Below are 17944 nucleotides of genomic sequence, written 5' to 3' on the forward strand. Positions count from 1 at the left end.
CCATGGGCATGTATCACAATCGTCCTCATGTCGAGGACATCCGAAAGATGAAGCGGAATGGACAGAAGATATCGATGCTCTTCGTCAGCACGCCCGACGAAGCCGCCGCCGCAGCGGCGGCGGGCATTCACATGCTTTCGATCGAAGGCCGGTATTTCGACCCGGAAATGCGGGATGCAGCCGGCAACTGTTTCGTGCAGGTCGGTCTGCCCTATGGCGGCTGGGGCAGTTTTGCCGGCCGGCCTCTTGCCACGGCGGAAGATTATCTGCGGGCGGCCTTCCATTTCGCCGGCATTGGCGGCGACGCCTTCTACTGCGCCGCCTCCTACGACATCCAGAAGGCGCTCTGCGACAATCACCTGCCTGTCGTCGGACATATCGGCCTGATCCCTTCCTACATAACCTGGACGGGCTGGCGCGCGGTCGGCAAGACGGCGGATGAAGCGATGCGCTTGTGGCGGCATACAAAGAAGCTTGAGGAGATCGGAGTCTTCGGGGCGGAATTGGAAGTCGTGCCCGACCGGGTGGCGAAATTCCTGACCGAGAACTCGTCATTGGTGATGCTTGGCATGGGCGCCGGCAAACATGCGGATGCGCAATATCTCTTCACCGAAGATGTCTGCGGCTACGGCAAAAACCACAAGCCACGACATGGAAAGGTCTACCGAAATCTTGGTCCTGAGCTGCAGAAGATTCAGGACGAGCGCATCGCGGCGTTCAGAGAATACAGGGCCGATGTCGAGTCTGGCCGATACCCAGGTTATGAGCATACCGTTCCGATCGGAGATGCCGAGTTCGACAGCTTCATGCAAGCGGCCAAACGGTGAACGATGCCTCTGGAGCAATCCACCTCATTGCGGGGGACCGCCAAGCAACTGGCAGAGCGACGCACCAAAGCGCCAACCCTCGCTGAGCTCAAGATGCTGATTGCAAAGAAGGAGCTGATACTTCCGGCGAAATTGGAGACAGCGGCTCGTCTGATGTTCTCGAACCCGGACTACATCGCCTTCGGGAACTCGGTCTCGATCGCACGCCGGTGCCAGGTATCAACGTCGACCTTGTCTCGCCTCGCTCCGCGCCTCGGCTTCAGATCCTTCAAAGAAATGCAGAACTGCTTTCGCAAGGATATTCTTGATCGAAAGGGCAGCGGAAACGGGCTAACAAAGCAACGCCTCGATTGCCAGAGCCTGAAGCTCCGTTTTACTAGCCCGTGACATTAGGTCAGCTTTCTAGTCTGGCTCCCCGGAAGCCGACTTCCGCTTTCGGCCCGTGCGTCCGTTCCGGAAATTGGGCGGGCTCACACGGAGCGATACGGGAGGTTTCGGAGTCATGAAAAACACCTTTCCGCCGGCAACTGCAGAACAGATCAATCACCGCCGCTTCCGGCGCCTCGTCCTTCATGGACGTGCGCGATAAGGAAGAGGGGTGCCCCACGCGCTGCGGCAAACAGCCGTCTCAGGCTCAGCAATGGTTTCCTGGTCGACCGAAAGTCCGATTGAACACTCAAGCATGATAAGATTCTCGTCAGGAGGTGGGTTCGCTATTGAGGAAACAGAGGACATCGACATCGACCCGACGGATGGAAGGGCGCCCTAGATTTCCTCGGTTTCGAGCACGAATGTCCCCTCCGGGATTCGATTGGTGATGAGGGATCGAATGCTCGGATCGATGGCAGAATCGTCCTCATTGAAGAGGCCGCAGGCCCTCAAGGCCTTTTTTTGGTCGACCGACTTGCCGAGATACTCAAGAAGCACCAGGGACGCGGCCGGGCGGCGGCCGCGCAGGAGCGGCATTCCGGTCTGAACGCCGATCAGGTAGGCGACGCTGGGGTGATAGCTCTTGTACAGGATCACCTCGGTGACGCTGCTCTTCAGAAAAGTCTCATATTCCAGCGCAAAGATGCGATCGCCCAGCAACAGAAGCGCGGCCGCATATTTGGTCGTCTTCACACCTTGCTTACCGACTGTTGCCAGCCGCTCAAGGCAGCGCCAGAAATAGCGGCCGTCTTTTTCATAGATGATGACCAGGCATTTGATGATCTTGCCGGCGTAGCCGAAGGAGTAGAAATATCGGAAATAATAGCCGACATACCGGCCAAGGTCCCCCGAGTGCTGATAGAGCTGCTCGACATGCGCCATCACGTCGGTCGGCTGGATCGGCAAAGGCCTTCGTCTGAGGCCAACGATCTCGGCGAAGCGCTGATGCTCCATCAGCAGCTCGCCTTCGCTTACACCGAAGAAATCGCAGATCTTGCGCATGTTGCGGCGGGATGGCCAGGTCTGGCCACTCAGATACTTATTGAACTGCTGGCGGTTGATCTGCAGCCGCCGGCAGACGGCGGCGATCGAGGGATAGTAGCTGCAGAGAAAAGCGAGGTTCTGCGAAAGCGGCTCGGAATTCATGGTTCTATGCATCCTGAAGTGCAACTGGTGTCAAGTCGCGAAGGGATGCGAAATTGTTTTAGATAGAGGGTTGCTGCAGCTTGCTCTGCAAAACAGGGCCGAGCGATGCGCGTTGAAACGAATTTTCCCCACCCTATCCGCGAGGTAGATCATTTCGAGATATTGATGCCCGATGGGTGCCGGCTCGCCGCGCGAATGTGGCTCCCGCTCGATGCCGAAGCGAAGCCGGTACCGGCCATCCTGGAGTATATCCCCTATCGCAAGAACGATCTGACCGCCCAGCGTGACGCCGTTATGCATCCCTATGTGGCTGGGCATGGCTATGCTGTCGTTCGCGTCGATTTGCGGGGGACAGGCGATTCCGACGGATTGATGCTTGACGAATATCTGCAACGGGAGCTCGACGACGGTTGCCGGGTGATCGAATGGCTCGCAGCTCAGCCCTGGTGCGACGGCAACGTCGGCATGATCGGCATCTCCTGGGGTGGCTTCAACGGATTGCAGATCGCTGCGTTGCGGCCGCCGGCTCTGAAGGCCATCATCACCTGTGCTTCCACGGACGACCGCTACGCGGACGACGTCCACTACATGGGCGGAACGCTTCTCATCGACAATCTCTCATGGGCCTCGATTATGTTCGCGCGCAACACGCTGCCGCCGGACCCAAGGAACAGACCGGACAAATGGCGCGAATTGTGGTTGCGCCGGCTGAAGGAAAGCGGGCTGTGGCTGGAAAACTGGCTCGAACACCAGCATCGCGACGAATTTTGGAAGCACGGGTCGGTTTGTGAGGACCTTTCTGCGATTGTCTGTCCGGTCTACGCGGTGAGCGGCTGGGCGGATGGCTATTGCCGCTCCGTCTTCCGCCTGATGGAGAATCTCACCGTGCCCCGCAAAGGCCTCGTCGGACCTTGGGCGCATACCTATCCCCATATCGCCAAGCCGGGACCGGCGATCGGCTTCCTGCAGGAATGCCTGCGCTGGTGGGATCACTGGCTGAAGGGACGCGACACCGGGATAATGGCTGAGCCGATGCTGCGGCTCTTCATGCAGGATGGAGTCGAACCTCGAACCGCTTATGAAACGCGGTCCGGGCGTTGGGTGACCGAACCCGCCTGGCCTTCGCCGAATGTGCAGACGTGGTCATTATTTCTGGGCGGGGACGGGCGTCTGTCCACCAGTCACGCGGATGTTCGGCCCGAATACCAATCTATCCGCTCGCCGCTTTCAGTCGGGCTCCACGGCGGCAAGTGGTGCTCATACGCTGTACCTGGGGATCAGCCGGCCGATCAGAGGGCCGACGACGCCGGCAGCCTCGTTTATGAAACCGGAGTCCTGCAGAGCGATGTCGAGATTGCGGGCGCAGCCGCTCTCGATCTCGTTTTCGAAAGCGACAAGGCGGTCGCGCAGGTAGCGATTCGCCTTTCCGATGTGGCGCTTGACGGGGCAGTAACTCGCGTCAGCTACGGCCTTCTCAATCTGACGCACCGCGACAGCCACGAGCAGCCGGAACCGCTCCAACCTGGTCGCCGATATCACGCGACGGTGCCCTTCAAACATGTGGCGCAACGCTTCGCCGCCGGCCATCGCATTCGCCTGGCCATTTCGACCAGCTATTTTCCGGTCGCGTGGCCCGCACCAGAACCGGTCAGGCTCATCATCCAACTCGATGAATGCAGGTTGCGGCTTCCGGTCCGTACTCAGGATCCGGACGAGCCACGACCTGCGGCCTTTGCCGAGGCAGAGGGTGCCGAACCGCTGCACATCGAGCCGATCGCGAAACCGCAAAAGGATTGGAAAGTCACGGAGAATCTCTCCGAAGGCACCGTTGCGGTCGAGATCGGCGACGGTTCGGGTACCTACCGGATCGTGGAGAACGACCTCACGATTACGTCGCTCGGCACCGAGCGCTATTCCTTTCGTGGCGACGATTTTGCCAGCGTGAAGGGGGAGGCGGTGTGGACCTTCGAGATGTCGCGCGGTGATTGGCGCGTGGGCAGCCTCACCGAAACTGTTCTTACCGCGACACCATCGCACTTCCACATCGAGGCCCATCTCAGGGCTTGGGAAGGGAATGCACCCGTGCACGAGCAGAGGTGGGCGACGACTATACCGCGACAGCTCGTCTGACTTCGCCAGATGACGCTTCAGAGACGGCGAAGCGCGTCGGGAGCGAAAATTGACCTCGCTGCAGGGCGTGTCAAAAAATGAGCTCGCAGAACCAGAAACCAAGCAACGACGCCGAAAGCGAGCCGCCGCCAAGGGAACTCGCGCAACAAACTCGCGCATCAAGGGGAAAATGAATCAATGAACCGCATTCGAAGCAATCTCGACCGCAGGACATTCCTCAAGGCCGGCGCAACGCTGGGCGGAGCCATCATCGCCGCCGGCATGCCGCTCTCGCAGGCCATCTGGGCCGCGGAAGGCAAGGTGCTCAAGGCGCGCTCCTATTCCGACATCGACAAGCTCGATCCCGGCTTCTACCAGAATGCCTACAATGTCGACGTGATGAACTGCATCTATTCGAAGCTCACGCGCTACAAGCCAGGCTCCGAATGGGGTTGGGAACTGGAGGCGGCGGAGACGGTCGAGCAGGTCGATCCCACCCATATTCGCTTCCGCCTTAAGAAGGGCCTCGCCTTTACCGGCAATCATGGCGAGCTGACCGCAAAGGATGTCAAGTTCTCCTTCGAGCGCGTCATCAAGCACAACTCGCCTGTCAAGGGCGACTGGGGCCCGCTCGACCACGTCGAACTGGAGGACGACTATACGGGCGTGATCGTGCTGAAGACGCCCTTCGTGCCGCTGTGGAACATCACCCTGCCTTATGGTTGCGGACACATCGTCTCTGAAAAGGCGGTCATGCAGGCGACCAAGGATGGCGGCGACTTCGGCATGAAGCCGCCCGCCTTCTCCGGGCCCTATGTGCTGGCGGACTGGAAGCCGAACCAGTATGTGCAGCTCGCCCGCAATCCGGAATGGTCGGGCCCTAAGCCTGGCTTCGACGAGATCCGCATTCTGCCGATCGGCGACGTCAAGACCGCCGAGCGCGCCTATCAGTCGGGTGATATCGACTTCACTGATTTCAGCCTGGATTCGCTTGCGACGTTCAAGAAGAGCCCGCCGGAGAACACCAAAGTCGAGGAGAAGCCCTCACTTTATTATGTTTACATCGGCATGAACACTGAGCATCCCAACCTCAAGGACATCAATGTCCGCAAAGCAATCCAGTGGGCGATCAACGTTCCACAGATACTGGATGCGGCCTATTCCGGACAGGCAGAGGTCGCCACGGGTATGGTCGCGCCCGGCCTTGTTGGCCATCGCGAAAAGGCGCTTGTCCCACCCGAAGGTGATATCGAAAAAGCCAAGGAGTTCCTGGCCAAGGCAGGAGTCAGCGACCTCACGCTCACGATCGATTGCCTCAACGAGAACACCTTCTCAACGATCGCGGAGGTCGTTCAGGCGCAGCTTGCCCAGATCGGCATCACGCTGCAGGTCAACGTGCAGGACTCCGGTTCCTTCTGGACCATCGGCATGGAATCGGAGGGCAGTCGCTGGAAGGACATGCAGCTCATTGTCCAGCGCTTCTCGATGGTGCCGGATCCGTACTACGCAACATGCTTCTTCGTGCGCGATCAGGTCGGGGTCTGGAATTGGGAGCGTTTCCGCAGCGAGCGCTTCGACGAGCTGAATGCGAAAGCCGTCACCATTGATGATCCTGCCGAGCGCACAAAGCTCTATACCGAGATGCAGGATCTGCTGGAGGAGTCGGGCGCCTACCGCTTTCTGACGCATGAAGGCTCTCCGGTCATGTACCGGACCACGAAGGTCGACGCCGCGGTCCGTCCCGACGGACGGCCGCTCTATCTGAACTTCAAGCCGGTCTCGGCCTGATCAGGGAGCGGCGGGAGCATGTGGCTTTATCTGCTCAGGCGCGTCGTGCTGGCGGTTGCGATCATCGTGGCCGCCGTCATGCTCCTGTTTTTCATGATCCACGCCGTTCCCGGAGATCCGGCCGCAGTTCTGCTCGGTCCGCGGGCCACACCTGAGATGAAGGCGCAGCTTCACCAGCAGATGGGGCTTGACCGGCCCCTGCTCATCCAGATTGCCGGCTTCTTTGCCGGGCTCCTGCATGGCGACCTTGGATTTGACGTCTTCACCCAGCGGCCTGTTGCCGACATCGTCTTCGAGCAGTTGCCCTACACCATCGAGCTGATCCTGGTCTCGATCGCCTGGGCAGTGATCGTTGCGGTGCCGCTGGGATGCTATTCCGCGGTACGGCGAAATTCGGTAATCGACAAGCTCATCGGCATCATGGCCGTCGGCACCATCGCCATTCCTTCCTTCGTCATGGCGATCTACGCGCTTTTGATCTTCTCGGTCGGTCTTGGCTGGCTGCCGGCCATCGGGGTGGGCAACGGCTTCTCGGACCGACTCGTCCATCTCGTCCTTCCAGCCTTGGTCGTCGGCATCGGCTGGGTCGGCTATGTTTCGCGTCTCGTGCGCGCCTCCATGCTGGAGATCCTCGGCGAAAACCACATTCGCATGGCGCGCTCCTTCGGCCTCTCCGAAAAGCGCATCGTGGCGCGCTATGCGTTGCCGCTCGCAATCCTGCCCACAGTGACGATCCTGGGCGTCGGCATGGCGCATCTTCTTTCGGCCGCGGTGTTCGTCGAGGTGGTCTTTGCACGGCCCGGCATCGGAGCGCTGACCGTGAAGGCCGTCGATTCGCGCAACTATCCGATCGTCATGGGGACCGTGCTGGTCACGACCTTCCTGTTCGTCATCTCGACGACGCTCGCCGATCTGATCAATGCCGCGCTCGACCCTCGCATCAGGGAGAAGCTTTAGCATGGAGGACGTCGAGGCTATTCGGACAGCCGCGCAGGACAGGCACGACACGGGCCGTCTTGCCTCTTTCCTGCGTCAGTTGGGCAAAGACCCACTCGGCATTCTGGGGGCGATCCTGGTCGTGGCGATGGTTGCCACCGCCCTGTTGGCCCCGCTTATCATAACGCATGATCCGACGCGCATCATGGTGGGGCCGCGCCTTGCTCCGCCTTCCCTCGATTTCCTGATGGGAACCGACCAGCTTGGTCGCGATACCTTTTCCCGCGTCATCATGGGCGGCAGGATAGCGCTGCTCGTTGCTTTCGCATCGCTCGGCAGTTCGCTCACCGTCGGTCTGCTGCTTGGTCTGATCGCAGGGTTCGGGCCGCGCTGGCTGGACAGCTTCCTGCTCCTCGTCTTCGACACAGTTCGTTCTTTCCCGGTCATCATCTTCGCGCTCGCCATCGTGGCGCTGCTTGGCCCCAGTCTTACCAGCGTTATCTTCGTCGTCGCGGTGACCTCGGTCCCGATCTACGCTCGTGTCGTGCGCACCCAGGCGCATGCGCTCCGCAACAGCGAGTTTGTCGAGGCCGAGCGCTGCATGGGGGCAAGCACCCTGCGTATCCTTGCCGTGCATGTGTTGCCGAATGTCATTGGACCTCTGCTCATCCTCGTCAGCATGGACGTGCCGCTCGTCATCACGCTCGAGGCGGGCCTGAGCTTCCTCGGCATGGGCGTGCGGCCGCCCACCCCCGACTGGGGCGCCATCCTGAGCGACGGCTACGGCTATATTCACAAGACGGCCTGGCTGGTCATTGCCGGCGGCATCCCGATTGTGGTGACGACGCTGGGCTTCACCTTCCTTGGTGAAGCGCTGCGCGACATCTTCGACCCTAAGCTGCGGAAAGACCTATGATGCCCGGCGTGATCAACCAGCACTCGTCCGGCGCGCCGCTGCTGCGGGTTCGTGGTCTTGACCTAGACTTCGGCTCACCGCGCGGCAGGGTGCACGCTTTGCGCGGCGTCTCGCTCGATGTTTCTGCCGGCGAGGTCGTCGGCATTGTCGGCGAAAGCGGCTCGGGCAAATCGACGCTCGCCTATACCCTGATGGGACTGCTCGCCGAGAACGCCGAAGTGACAGGCGGCGAAATCCTTTTCGAGGGACGCGATCTTCTGCGGATGGCGCCGGCGGCGCGGCGCGACCTGCTCGGCAATCGGCTTTCCATGATCTTCCAGGACCCGATGACCGGGCTCAATCCGGTGCGGACGATCGAGCGTCAGATGATCGATGCCCAGCACCACCAGCCGGGCAGCCGGCGCGAAAAGCGAGACCGCGCGGTGGCGATGCTTGCGCGTGTCGGCATACCCGATCCGCAAAGCCGGATTGGCGGTTACCCCCACGAATTCTCGGGCGGCATGCGACAGCGTATCTGCATTGCCATGGCGCTTCTGGTGAGGCCGGCGCTGCTCATCGCCGACGAACCGACGACAGCCCTCGACGCAACGCTTGAAGTGCAGATTATCCACCTGCTCAAGGATCTTCAGAAGGAGATCGGCTGCTCGATCCTCTTTGTCTCGCACCATCTGGGAACAGTGGCCGAACTCTGCGACCAGGTTGCGGTGATGTATGCGGGCGAAGTCATCGAACATGGGCCCGTGCGCGACATTTTCCGCAACCCCGCCCATCCCTACACGCGTGCGCTGCTCGAATGCGATCCCGGGCGGATCCGGCAGAAGACCAGACTGCTGCCGACCATCCCAGGCGAGGTGCCCGGCCTTGTCGGCAGTCAGCGCGGTTGCATCTTTCGCCAGCGCTGCGGTTACGCGTTTGCGCCCTGCGCCGACGAGCGGCCTGCCGAATATTCGGTCGGTGCGGCCCAAGGGGCTCGTTGTCATCTGTTGGCTCCCACGTCGGGGGTTCCCGCATGAGCCCGCTGCTTTCCGTCAGGGACCTTCGCGTCCGCTTCCGGACCATGGGGCCGCTGAAGGCGCTGGCAACGGGCGTTCGCCAGCCATTCATCGATGCGGTCTGCGGCGTATCCTTCGAGCTGCGCAAGGGCGAAACGCTGGGACTGGTCGGTGAAAGCGGCTCAGGCAAGTCGACCGTCGCGCGCGCGATCATGGGACTTCGGCCACCGACGAGCGGCAGCATCGCTTTCGAAGGGCAAGAGATCACCGGGCTCAGTCCAGCCGAACGCAAGCTCTACCTGCGCCGCATGGCAATGATGTTCCAAGACCCGATCGGATCGCTCTCGCCGCGCCTCACGGTTCGCTCGCTGCTGATGGAGCCCTTCCATATTCACGGCATGAAGGACCGCGACGCTGCCACCGAAGCGGATCGCCTTCTCGGGCTGGTCGGTCTGCCGGCCGATTTCGGCCGCCGCTATCCGCACCAACTCTCCGGCGGCCAGGCAAGGCGCGTGGGTGTGGCACGGGCGCTGGCGCTGGATCCAAATCTGATCGTGGCCGATGAGCCCACAGCCGGCCTCGATGTCTCAGTTCAGGGCGAAGTCCTGAACCTTTTGGCCCGCCTGCAGGATCAACTCGGCATCGCCATCCTGATCATCACGCACAACCTCAACGTCGTGCGTCACATCACCGACCGCATGGCGATCATGTATCTGGGCCGTTTCGTGGAAGTGGGTCCGACGGAGCATATCTTCCGCCAGCCGCGCCATCCCTATACGGAAGCGCTGCTGTCAGCCAATCCGGAGCCGGATCCCGACGCCGTGATCGATAGGATCGAGATCAAAGGCGAAGTGCCCAGCCTCTTGAAACGTCCCTCCGGCTGCGAATTCCACACACGCTGCCGCTACGCCCGCGAAATGTGCGCAAAGGTCTTTCCCGAGCCGTCGCAAAGTGGGAGCGACCCTGCGCACAGCTTCAAATGCCACTTCCCGCTCGAGGGCAGATGGCAACGGGCCGAGCGGTCGCTGGTCAGCCCCACTGTTTGAAACGGACGACACAATGCCCTGCCAAATCCTCGACATACCACTCGCCCACAGTGCGCCGGGCAGTCAGAGCAGCGTCCGTATGCTGCGCTATGGGCCGGCCGCGGCAAGACCCAAGGCCCATATCCAGGCGGCCGTCCATGCCGACGAGGCGCCGGGCCTGCTGGTGGCGCACCATCTCATCGAGTTCCTGGACGCCGCGGATGCGCGCGGCGAGATCACGGGCCAAATCGTCATCGTACCCTACGCCAATCCGCTGGGTCTTGCCCAATTCGTCAATGGTGACCATCTCGGCCGTTTCGAGCTGGCCAGCGGCCGGAATTTCAATCGCGGCTGGCCGGCGCTGGGGAAAGCGCTGGAGCAACGCATAGGCGCCCAACTCGGAAACGATCCTGAGGCTAACCGGTCACTGATCCGGCGGGCGATCAGCGATGTTCTTGGTGAGATCACGTCCAGCACCAAGATCGACGCGCTGTACCTGGCGCTGGCGCGCGAGGCCTTCGACTCGGACCTTGTGCTCGATCTCCACTGCGATGACGAGGGGCTGATGCATATGTTTGCGCGGCCGGAGATCGCTGGCGAGTTGTCCGATGTCGCAGCCGAAATTGGCTGCCGGGCTGTCTTTTCGCAGCCGGCTTCCGGCGGCTCCACCTTTGCCGAAGCGAGTGCCGAACCATGGCTCCATCTCGCAGCTGCCTTTCCTGAGAAACAGATCCCGATCGGCTGTCTTTCGGCAACTGTCGAACTTCGCGGTTTTGTCGACATCGATGATCGGCTGGCCTGCAGCGATGCGGCGGGGCTCGTGAATTCGCTGCGCCGGCGGGGCTATCTTGCCGGGCTGGCTTCTCCCGTGCCCGCGCCACTTTGCGACATCACCGGCTTCGATGCATGCGATATCGTGCGCACGCCCGATTTCGGCGTGATCGTCTACCGCGTGGAACTCGGGGACGAGGTCGAAAGCGGCCAGCCGATCGCCGACATCGTCCGGCCTGGCGTGGTCGGCAACGAAGCACGAGTGACGGTTCGCTCCCGCGCCAAAGGCACAGTGATAACGCGGCGCCTGAAGAAACTCGTTGCCGCCAATCAGGTCATCGCCAAGATCGCGGGCTCGGCAGCCCTGGCGCACAGGAGCGGCTATTTGCTTGAGGATTGAACCATATGTCTGGTCCGATTTCCGGCCAAGGCGGCTCCAAGCCTGTCAAGTTGAGCAGGATGACCACATATCGGCTGATGCAGACCCAGTGTTCACTTCCGCTCGTCGCCAAGCTGCGATTGTTCGGGCAAGCAGATCATTTCCCGAGATGCGCGGCGACCGAGCGGTAGTCTGGATACAGCGCCCGCCAGTAGCGGTTCCAGCCTGGCGAAATCTCGATCACGTCGCGTGACTTGCGGTTGGCCGCTTCGAGGAAGGTGGCGAAGGCTTCGATCTGGCGGATACGCAGCCAGTTGCGGCTGTCGTAGCCGATCACCCGCTTGATTGCTTGCTTACCGCGGGCATTGAGGGCGCGTAGGCTGTTGGTCAATCAGACCTCCTCAATAAATCCGCCGCCCAGCTTTTCCAAGCTCGTGGAGAAAAAATGACATGGCCGCTGCTTTTTGCCGTCATCGAGACCGAAAGCAGGGAACCTAATCAACTCGGCCAGGTTCGGGCGCTTCACTCCCAGGAGATGCCCAATGTCGAGAGATCACCCGCAAACATTGTCCCGAAGGCAAGTTATGGCTGCGGCGGGAGTCGGAATAGCGGCCGGAGTCGCGGGGTCGGCCAGCGCGCAGCAGACAAGCACCAAGCCAATAGAGGACGGACCAGCCATGCGAGATCCCCGCTCGAAATATCCGAAGCCGCCTTTCGAAGCGCAGACCCAGCCCTGGCCCGGTCTGGCGCGTGACATGAAACCGAAGCCGGACCACGGGGAGGTGAGCTACAAAGGATCAGGGCGGCTTTCGGGACGCAAGGCTCTAATCACAGGCGGAGATTCCGGCATGGGGCGGGCTGCTGCTATAGCCTATGCGCGCGAGGGGGCGGACGTCGCGATCAATTACTACCCGTCGGAAGAGCCCGACGCGAGCGAGGTGATCCAGCTTATACGCGGTGCCGGCAGAACCGGCGTGGCGCTTCCAGGCGATCTGCGTGACGAACGCTTTTGCCAGAGACTTGTGGCGGATGCCGTGCAGCAGCTCGAGGGCCTCGACATCGTCGTTTGTAATGCCGGCAGACAGCAGGCGAAGCCTTCCATTCTCGACATCACGAGCGAGGAATTCGATGCCACGATGAAAACCAACATCTACGCGCCGTTCTGGATCATCAAGACGGCGCTGCCACACCTGAAGCCAGGTTCCTGTATAATCGGCACGACGTCGGAACAGGCCTACGATCCTTCGCCCGAGCTCTACGACTATGCGCAGACGAAAGCCGCGACGATGAATTACGTCAAGTCGCTGGCAAAGCAGCTCGGACCGAAGGGCATCCGCGTCAACGGTGTGGCGCCTGGGCCGATCTGGACACCGCTCCAGATAAGCGGCGGCGCGTCTGAGGAGAAGTACAAGAAATTCGGCAGCACCACCGTGCTGGAGCGGCCCGGCCAGCCCGCCGAATTGGCTTCCATCTACGTCCAGTTGGCGGCCGACGATGCAAGCTTCGCAACCGGGAATATATACGGATCCGGCGGTGGCCAAGGACAACCGTGAGAAAACGGTGCGGGCAGCGCCGATCTCGGCGCCGCCTTCTTCCGCTTGAGAGTTCTCAGCGGACCCAGAGAGTCTCAATAGTTGCCGTTGTAATACCGGTCGTCGCAGGGTGCGGTGTAGATGCGCCCGTAGCGGTCCTGATAGCGGCAGAGCTGGCCGCGTCGCTCCGTCGGGGTGGTGGCGGAGCCAATGACAGCGCCGAGAAGAGCGCCGCTGGCGGTACCAATCACCGTGCTCTTACGATTCCCCCCGCGAGATTTACCCAGAGGTCCTCAGTCTGCTGAGGGATTGCACGGGGCCGGCAGCGCTTTTCGCATCGCTGCGAGCAGTGCTTCCGGTCCGGCAAATAGAGATTGCGCGCTTGATGATTGCCAGAGGGCCGGTCAGTCTCAACTACGTGAAGATGCCCGCCGCTCTCACGCAACGTTCGCTCCTGGTTGAAGATATCCGTCCGCAACCTGAGCTCGCGAGCCTTTCCGAAGATCGGAGGGCAGAAATGGAGTGTGATTTGGCAAACCTTACCCGCGCATTTTTGACTGCGCTCGGCCGGCGCGGACCAGCGAACCTGGAACTCGTGGCCGCCCGCCGCTATTTTGACCGGCTGATGGATAATTCCAGGGTGGTGCGGTATCTGGCACGCAATTTCCTTGGGCGCTTTGAAGACTTTCACAATCTGGCCGTGGTATCCGGGCAGGCTGCTCTACCGGCCTAAGTCGATCCAGGCGGGTGCGTGATCACTCGGCTTTTCCCACCCACGGGTCTCGACATCGACACCGGCGGCCACAATGACCTCGGCGAGGGAGGGACTTACAAGCAAATGGTCCATGCGCAGGCCGGAGCTTCGATCGTAGCCGCCGCGATAGGAGAAGTTCCAGTAGGTATAGATGCCCTTGCCTGGATGGATCCGACGCATCGCATCCACCCAACCCAGATCCAGCATGCGAGCGTAGGCGTTCCTGCTTTCCGGGAAGAAGACGGCGTCACCCAACCAGCGGCGAGGTACTACGGCATCTATCTCGGTGGGGACGACGTTGTAGTCACCACAAAGCACGGTGCGCTCGCCAAGGAGCGATTGGCTGTAGCTGACGAGACGCTCGAACCAGCGCAGCTTGTAATCGAATTTGGGGCCTGGCGCCGGGTTGCCGTTCGGGAGGTAGATGCAACCCACGATCAGTCCGTCGATCTCAGCCTCCAGATATCGGCTGTGCGTGTCGTCGGGATCGCCAGGCAAGCCACGGCGACGCTCGACCGGATCCCTCCCTCGCGCCAACACCGCCACCCCGTTGTAGGATTTCTGGCCATGCCAGATCGCGCCAAACCCCGCGTCCCGTATTGCTTCGACGGGAAATTTCTCGTCGGACGTTTTCAGTTCCTGAAGGCAGACCACGTCATAGTCAGTCTCGGCCAGCCACTTCAGGAGCACCGGCAGCCGGCCGTTGACACCGTTGACGTTGAACGTCGCGATCCGCGTCACAATGTTTTCCTTACGTGGAGTGCACTGCTTCAGGCATCTGCGGCGAAGGCTACGGCTTCGACATTGTGGCCGTCCGGGTCGAGCACAAAAGCTGCATAATAATCCGGTGCGTATTGGGCGCGAATGCCAGGCGCGCCATTGTCGCGACCTCCGGCGGCGAGGCCTGCCTTGTAGAACGAGTGCACCATAGCGCGGGAGCCGGCTCGGAACGCTATGTGGATAGGTGCAGGAGGGGGACCGAATGCCCCTATCCAGAGACGACCGGCGTGGCCACCCAACATTGCCCAGCCCTCTCCAGATTCGAGCACGCCAAGATCGAGAGGGGCGAGCACTGCTTTGTAAAAGGCGAGCGATTTTTCTAAATTCCCGACGTTGAAGCCGATGTGGTCGAACATGCTCCGATCCTCTGATTGACCCAACCTGGTAGCGCTTCAGTTTCAATTGCCGCTTCTATTGGCGAGTTGTCACTTGAGCGTCTGACGGTCATCCACCTCTTCAATCTTGTCCAGAACCGCCTCCGGCGCCACATCGCGCTTGAGTTCCTTGAGCTCGTGATCCGCATCGGTATCTATGTTCAGACGCTTGGCAATCTCCTCCACCAGCTTGATAAGCTTGGTGGTTTCGTGCTCGTTAAGCAGACTGACCTGCAGATCGAGGTCTGCCCTGGAATTGTCCTCCGCAGTCATTCGGTTCTGATTGATCAGCACGAAGGTCGAGAGAAAGATGGCCTCGACCGAGGCGAACATAGCCAAGATGACCAGTGACGGGTCCCAGGGTCTGATAAAGCTCAGGATGCCGAGATTGAGGACGATCCAGATCCCGAAGAAGACAATATGCAAGTAGACGAAGACCATGCTTCCGGCGAAGCCGCTTATCGCTGCGGCCGCGCGCTCCTCCAGCGATGCGGCCGTAGCTTCTCGTTTCCGCCTCTCGATCAGCGCCTCAATGTTTCTCGCCAGGGCAGGGGCAAGGCCTTCCGGCGCCGGCTTGGTTGGCGTGAAGTGACCGTTGCTTTTCGATGCTGCCATCCGTCCAATCCAGTCTCTTCCGGCTAGCCAGCCTAACTCGCCGATCGGCAATTCGCTCCATTGAGGGTTCTCAGATGGCAAATCTTGGCAGAATGCTCCTGTCTGAGATCGCGGCCGCGTCACACCGGGTTGTCTCTTGCACCGGCGTTGTGCTTGGCCCAGCCCGGCCTATTTATAGGATATGCCCGGGCGCCGAAAAACCGAACCGACCGCCAAATTAATGGCTGAGTGGCCGCTATCGCCGGCGGCGACTCTGGGATCGTCCATGCGGGCGAGGGGCATTTTCCTCGAGATACGCGCCCGCCTTCCTGCATCCTTGAGAAAGCTGCTTCACATCGAATCCCGAGTGCTCACCTTGCGCCTGCCGGAGGGCGTCGATGCCGATGTACAAGCGGCAGCGGCCATCGTATCCAAGACCATGATCGACATCGAAGACCTTCCGGTCATCCCCCGCGAAGTCGAGGACATCCTGACGATCTCGTCTGGCGAGCGGCACCGCTGGCTGAAGGCCGGTCGGCTGCAGAGCGCGGGGACCAGAACGGTGAAGCTTCGCGGTCGCGCTCGGAAGATCACCTTCCATGTTTTTGATCCGCGCCACATAGAGGATGTGCTTGACCGCGACCTGGTCAGCGTTTGGCGCGAGGAAGACGCCGCCACCCGCGCCGAGAACCGGCGACGCGCTGCCGCAAAGGCGGCATTGAAGCGCGCGCAGAAAAAGAGCAGCGGAGCCGCAAGTCATACCCATGACGAGGCGGGCCTCAGAGGCTGGGAAGATTTCGATATGGACGGGCTTTTGCGCTGACTCGTTGCGGGTGGCGATGATGGGCTATTCGCAACATGCATTGCGGCTACCGAAGTGCGATGGCGTAGACTGAAGAGCGTGTCACCGGCCGCTGTTGCAGCAGCGGACTATCCCTTCGTCGAGAAGACTAATTCGAGTTAAGCGGCGAGATCTTGCTCACGTCGAATCCAGTGGATTCATTGAATAACCCATCCCGAGCGTTTTAGACTTCGGTCGGTTCCATACCTTCCAATCGCCGAACCCGACGCTCCTTCGGGCTCGGGATTTAGCCCTAGGGGGACACACGTCACCATCCTGCTTCCTTGATGCTTTGCCTTCCCTTAAAATCGCTATCGGACACAGAGGAGTTCCGCCATGAGCGAAGATGCCTTCAACATGTCGATTCGCAAGTTTCTGAAGGAAGTCGGCGTCACCTCCCAGCGTAAGATAGAGGAGACGGTGCGCGAACGGCAAATCGGCGGCAAGAAGTTGAAGGTCCGCATGACTCTGACGGCGGAAGGCACCGTCCTCAACCACGTGGTGGACGGCGAGATCGAACTTCCGTGAGAGTGGCGAAGTCGTCCGGCCGAACCGACAGCGTTTGCAGCGGCGCGGCGTCCAACCCCCGGTTATATTGGATGGAAGAGGGGCGGCCGAGGTCCCACATACGCCCCTGACGCGGCGTTTCGCTCCGGCACGTTTGGTCGCAAGCTGGGCCTGATGAAGGGGTCCTTCCGCGCCCTTCACAAGAGGTCTGCGTTGCTGATCTTTGGCCCAGTCATCCACGGCGGTGCTGTGGGTACGTCCTCAATCACGCCAACCTTGCTGGCCCAAATCGTAAAGGCCTTGTGCGCGGCCTCGACTGGTTTGCGACCGTCATAAGCCGCGTAGCACGCTTCGCAGGCCGCCGCATGGAGCAGGCCACGTCTCTCCACAGGCCATTCTTCCAAAAACTCAATGGCATCCATCACGCAGTCGATCTTTTGGACGTAGCCATTCTCCCCTACGAAAACCGGCTGCTTGAAAGCATCGCCGTCCATAGTGACCTCCCTTCAACAACTGACCCCTTTGGTCGTTTCCGCAGATGCGCTGGTAATATTCGAACACCTGCACGCCCCGCTGGAGACCAAGAGAAGAGATTGGAAGTAGCTCTTTTCGATTCAAGAGGAGCCCGCGCGACCTCACCAGCAGCACCTGAATGCCACCGCGAGCATCGATGTCAGGCCCTGCTGTCCCGGTTGCTAAGAGCGAACGACCAGCGGCACAAGGCCCTCGTGCTGTTTGCCGAGATAGCAGACGATACGGTCGTCGACGCGCTGGAAACTGAGGTCGAGCTTCGCCTCGCCCACGGCTAAGTGCTGGATGACGATGTTGTCGATGCTTATCGGCAACCGTGGCCGTTCGACATTGATCTCGCTTCCAACCATCGATGCGGATCCCCAGGCAGGCCTGCAGCATCATAAACGCAGAACCAGCCAACCATGCCTGCGGCAGACAGGCGACGGAATAGGCAATCGGCGCATCCCCGATTGCCCGCGTAAGGCCGCAGAGCAGCTCCGGAAGCCGCATATTGAACCGGACCGCGCCTCGAACATGCCGCTCATAAGCTTCACGACGCTGGTGCGCTCCTGCTAGCGGGCTAGCCCGGCGGCACAGGGCCGATAACCGGCTGTTTCTCCGCCGGCGATCCCAGAAGGTCTCTGCTCGCGGTCTGACAGGCCGGTCGCGTTCTCGGAGTGTGTCAGCACCTTTCGTGACAAGTAGGCGGCTCTATCTCACCCGCGAATCCG

19 protein-coding genes and 2 pseudogenes are annotated in these 17944 nt (G+C 60.8%); 13 read left to right on the forward strand and 8 right to left on the reverse strand.

The window, feature by feature from the left end; genetic code table 11:
- Window positions 1-47 precede the first annotated feature (47 nt).
- Both FJW06_RS17165 and FJW06_RS17170 read left to right on the forward strand, forming a co-directional pair.
- Window positions 48-827 carry a 3-methyl-2-oxobutanoate hydroxymethyltransferase gene (locus tag FJW06_RS17165; RefSeq protein WP_246674652.1) on the forward strand — a complete coding sequence of 260 codons (780 nt, stop codon included), beginning with the start codon at window positions 48-50 and terminating at the stop codon, window positions 825-827.
- A gap of 93 nt (window positions 828-920) precedes the next feature.
- Window positions 921-1214, forward strand: a complete 294-nt coding sequence (locus tag FJW06_RS17170) for a MurR/RpiR family transcriptional regulator (RefSeq protein ID WP_181178371.1) — start codon at window positions 921-923, stop codon at window positions 1212-1214.
- Window positions 1215-1592: 378 nt separating this feature from the next.
- Here FJW06_RS17170 and FJW06_RS17175 read toward each other — a convergent pair whose 3' ends face one another.
- On the reverse strand, window positions 1593-2402 hold the full coding sequence (locus FJW06_RS17175; RefSeq protein WP_181178373.1) for a helix-turn-helix transcriptional regulator: 810 nt from the start codon (window positions 2400-2402) through the stop codon (window positions 1593-1595).
- A 105-nt stretch (window positions 2403-2507) separates the two neighbouring features.
- On the opposite strand from FJW06_RS17175, the gene FJW06_RS17180 reads away from it, so the two are divergent.
- The 7 genes from FJW06_RS17180 to FJW06_RS17210 all read left to right on the forward strand — a co-directional run bounded on the left by FJW06_RS17180 (window position 2508) and on the right by FJW06_RS17210 (window position 11339).
- Window positions 2508-4532, forward strand: coding sequence for a CocE/NonD family hydrolase (locus FJW06_RS17180; protein WP_140753414.1), 2025 nt, complete (start codon window positions 2508-2510; stop codon window positions 4530-4532).
- A 177-nt stretch (window positions 4533-4709) separates the two neighbouring features.
- Window positions 4710-6299, forward strand: a complete 1590-nt coding sequence (locus FJW06_RS17185) for an ABC transporter substrate-binding protein (protein ID WP_140753415.1) — start codon at window positions 4710-4712, stop codon at window positions 6297-6299.
- 18 nt (window positions 6300-6317) lie between these two features.
- Complete coding sequence (locus FJW06_RS17190) at window positions 6318-7256, forward strand: ABC transporter permease (protein WP_140753416.1); 939 nt, start codon at window positions 6318-6320, stop codon at window positions 7254-7256.
- Window position 7257: 1 nt separating this feature from the next.
- Complete coding sequence (locus FJW06_RS17195) at window positions 7258-8151, forward strand: ABC transporter permease (RefSeq protein ID WP_140753417.1); 894 nt, start codon at window positions 7258-7260, stop codon at window positions 8149-8151.
- Complete coding sequence (locus FJW06_RS17200; protein WP_140753418.1) at window positions 8148-9164, forward strand: ABC transporter ATP-binding protein; 1017 nt, start codon at window positions 8148-8150, stop codon at window positions 9162-9164. The genes FJW06_RS17195 and FJW06_RS17200 overlap by 4 nt, the downstream gene beginning before the upstream one ends.
- Complete coding sequence (locus tag FJW06_RS17205) at window positions 9161-10189, forward strand: ABC transporter ATP-binding protein (RefSeq protein ID WP_140753419.1); 1029 nt, start codon at window positions 9161-9163, stop codon at window positions 10187-10189. The genes FJW06_RS17200 and FJW06_RS17205 overlap by 4 nt, the downstream gene beginning before the upstream one ends.
- Entirely contained in the window at window positions 10095-11339 is a 1245-nt protein-coding gene (locus FJW06_RS17210) for a succinylglutamate desuccinylase/aspartoacylase family protein (RefSeq protein ID WP_140753420.1), read from the forward strand. The genes FJW06_RS17205 and FJW06_RS17210 overlap by 95 nt, the downstream gene beginning before the upstream one ends.
- A gap of 136 nt (window positions 11340-11475) precedes the next feature.
- On the opposite strand, the gene FJW06_RS17215 is transcribed toward FJW06_RS17210, so the two are convergent.
- Window positions 11476-11709, reverse strand: coding sequence for a hypothetical protein (locus FJW06_RS17215; protein ID WP_348644053.1), 234 nt, complete (start codon window positions 11707-11709; stop codon window positions 11476-11478).
- A gap of 151 nt (window positions 11710-11860) precedes the next feature.
- On the opposite strand from FJW06_RS17215, the gene FJW06_RS17220 reads away from it, so the two are divergent.
- Entirely contained in the window at window positions 11861-12871 is a 1011-nt protein-coding gene (locus tag FJW06_RS17220) for an SDR family oxidoreductase (protein ID WP_140753456.1), read from the forward strand.
- A gap of 74 nt (window positions 12872-12945) precedes the next feature.
- Here the strand turns inward: FJW06_RS17220 and FJW06_RS17225 are convergent.
- Window positions 12946-13137, reverse strand: a pseudogene (locus FJW06_RS17225) (hypothetical protein); the annotation flags it as partial.
- Window positions 13138-13151: 14 nt separating this feature from the next.
- Here FJW06_RS17225 and FJW06_RS17230 point away from each other — a divergent pair.
- Window positions 13152-13583 (forward strand): plasmid partitioning protein RepB C-terminal domain-containing protein, encoded by a 432-nt coding sequence (locus tag FJW06_RS17230; RefSeq protein WP_246674658.1) that lies wholly within the window; start codon window positions 13152-13154, stop codon window positions 13581-13583.
- On the opposite strand, the gene xth is transcribed toward FJW06_RS17230, so the two are convergent.
- The 3 genes from xth to FJW06_RS17245 form a co-directional block, all read right to left on the reverse strand.
- Complete coding sequence (gene xth / locus FJW06_RS17235; RefSeq protein WP_140753422.1) at window positions 13572-14345, reverse strand: exodeoxyribonuclease III; 774 nt, start codon at window positions 14343-14345, stop codon at window positions 13572-13574. The genes FJW06_RS17230 and xth overlap by 12 nt on opposite strands.
- A gap of 29 nt (window positions 14346-14374) precedes the next feature.
- On the reverse strand, window positions 14375-14740 hold the full coding sequence (locus FJW06_RS17240; RefSeq protein WP_140753423.1) for a VOC family protein: 366 nt from the start codon (window positions 14738-14740) through the stop codon (window positions 14375-14377).
- 69 nt (window positions 14741-14809) lie between these two features.
- Window positions 14810-15373 carry a DUF1003 domain-containing protein gene (locus FJW06_RS17245; protein ID WP_140753424.1) on the reverse strand — a complete coding sequence of 188 codons (564 nt, stop codon included), beginning with the start codon at window positions 15371-15373 and terminating at the stop codon, window positions 14810-14812.
- 181 nt (window positions 15374-15554) lie between these two features.
- On the opposite strand from FJW06_RS17245, the gene FJW06_RS17250 reads away from it, so the two are divergent.
- Together FJW06_RS17250 and FJW06_RS17255 are read left to right on the forward strand one after the other, a co-directional pair.
- A complete protein-coding gene (locus FJW06_RS17250; protein ID WP_140753425.1) occupies window positions 15555-16175 on the forward strand; it encodes a hypothetical protein in 621 nt (206 codons plus the stop codon).
- A 354-nt stretch (window positions 16176-16529) separates the two neighbouring features.
- Complete coding sequence (locus tag FJW06_RS17255) at window positions 16530-16721, forward strand: DUF6494 family protein (RefSeq protein WP_140753426.1); 192 nt, start codon at window positions 16530-16532, stop codon at window positions 16719-16721.
- A gap of 176 nt (window positions 16722-16897) precedes the next feature.
- Here the strand turns inward: FJW06_RS17255 and FJW06_RS17260 are convergent, their stop codons facing one another.
- Window positions 16898-17194 (reverse strand): DUF982 domain-containing protein, encoded by a 297-nt coding sequence (locus FJW06_RS17260; RefSeq protein WP_140753427.1) that lies wholly within the window; start codon window positions 17192-17194, stop codon window positions 16898-16900.
- A 201-nt stretch (window positions 17195-17395) separates the two neighbouring features.
- Window positions 17396-17809, reverse strand: a pseudogene (locus tag FJW06_RS17265) (amylo-alpha-1,6-glucosidase); the annotation flags it as partial.
- Window positions 17810-17944: the final 135 nt, after the last annotated feature.

The organism is Mesorhizobium sp. B4-1-3 (genome assembly GCF_006439355.1).
Taxonomy (GTDB): domain Bacteria; phylum Pseudomonadota; class Alphaproteobacteria; order Rhizobiales; family Rhizobiaceae; genus Mesorhizobium.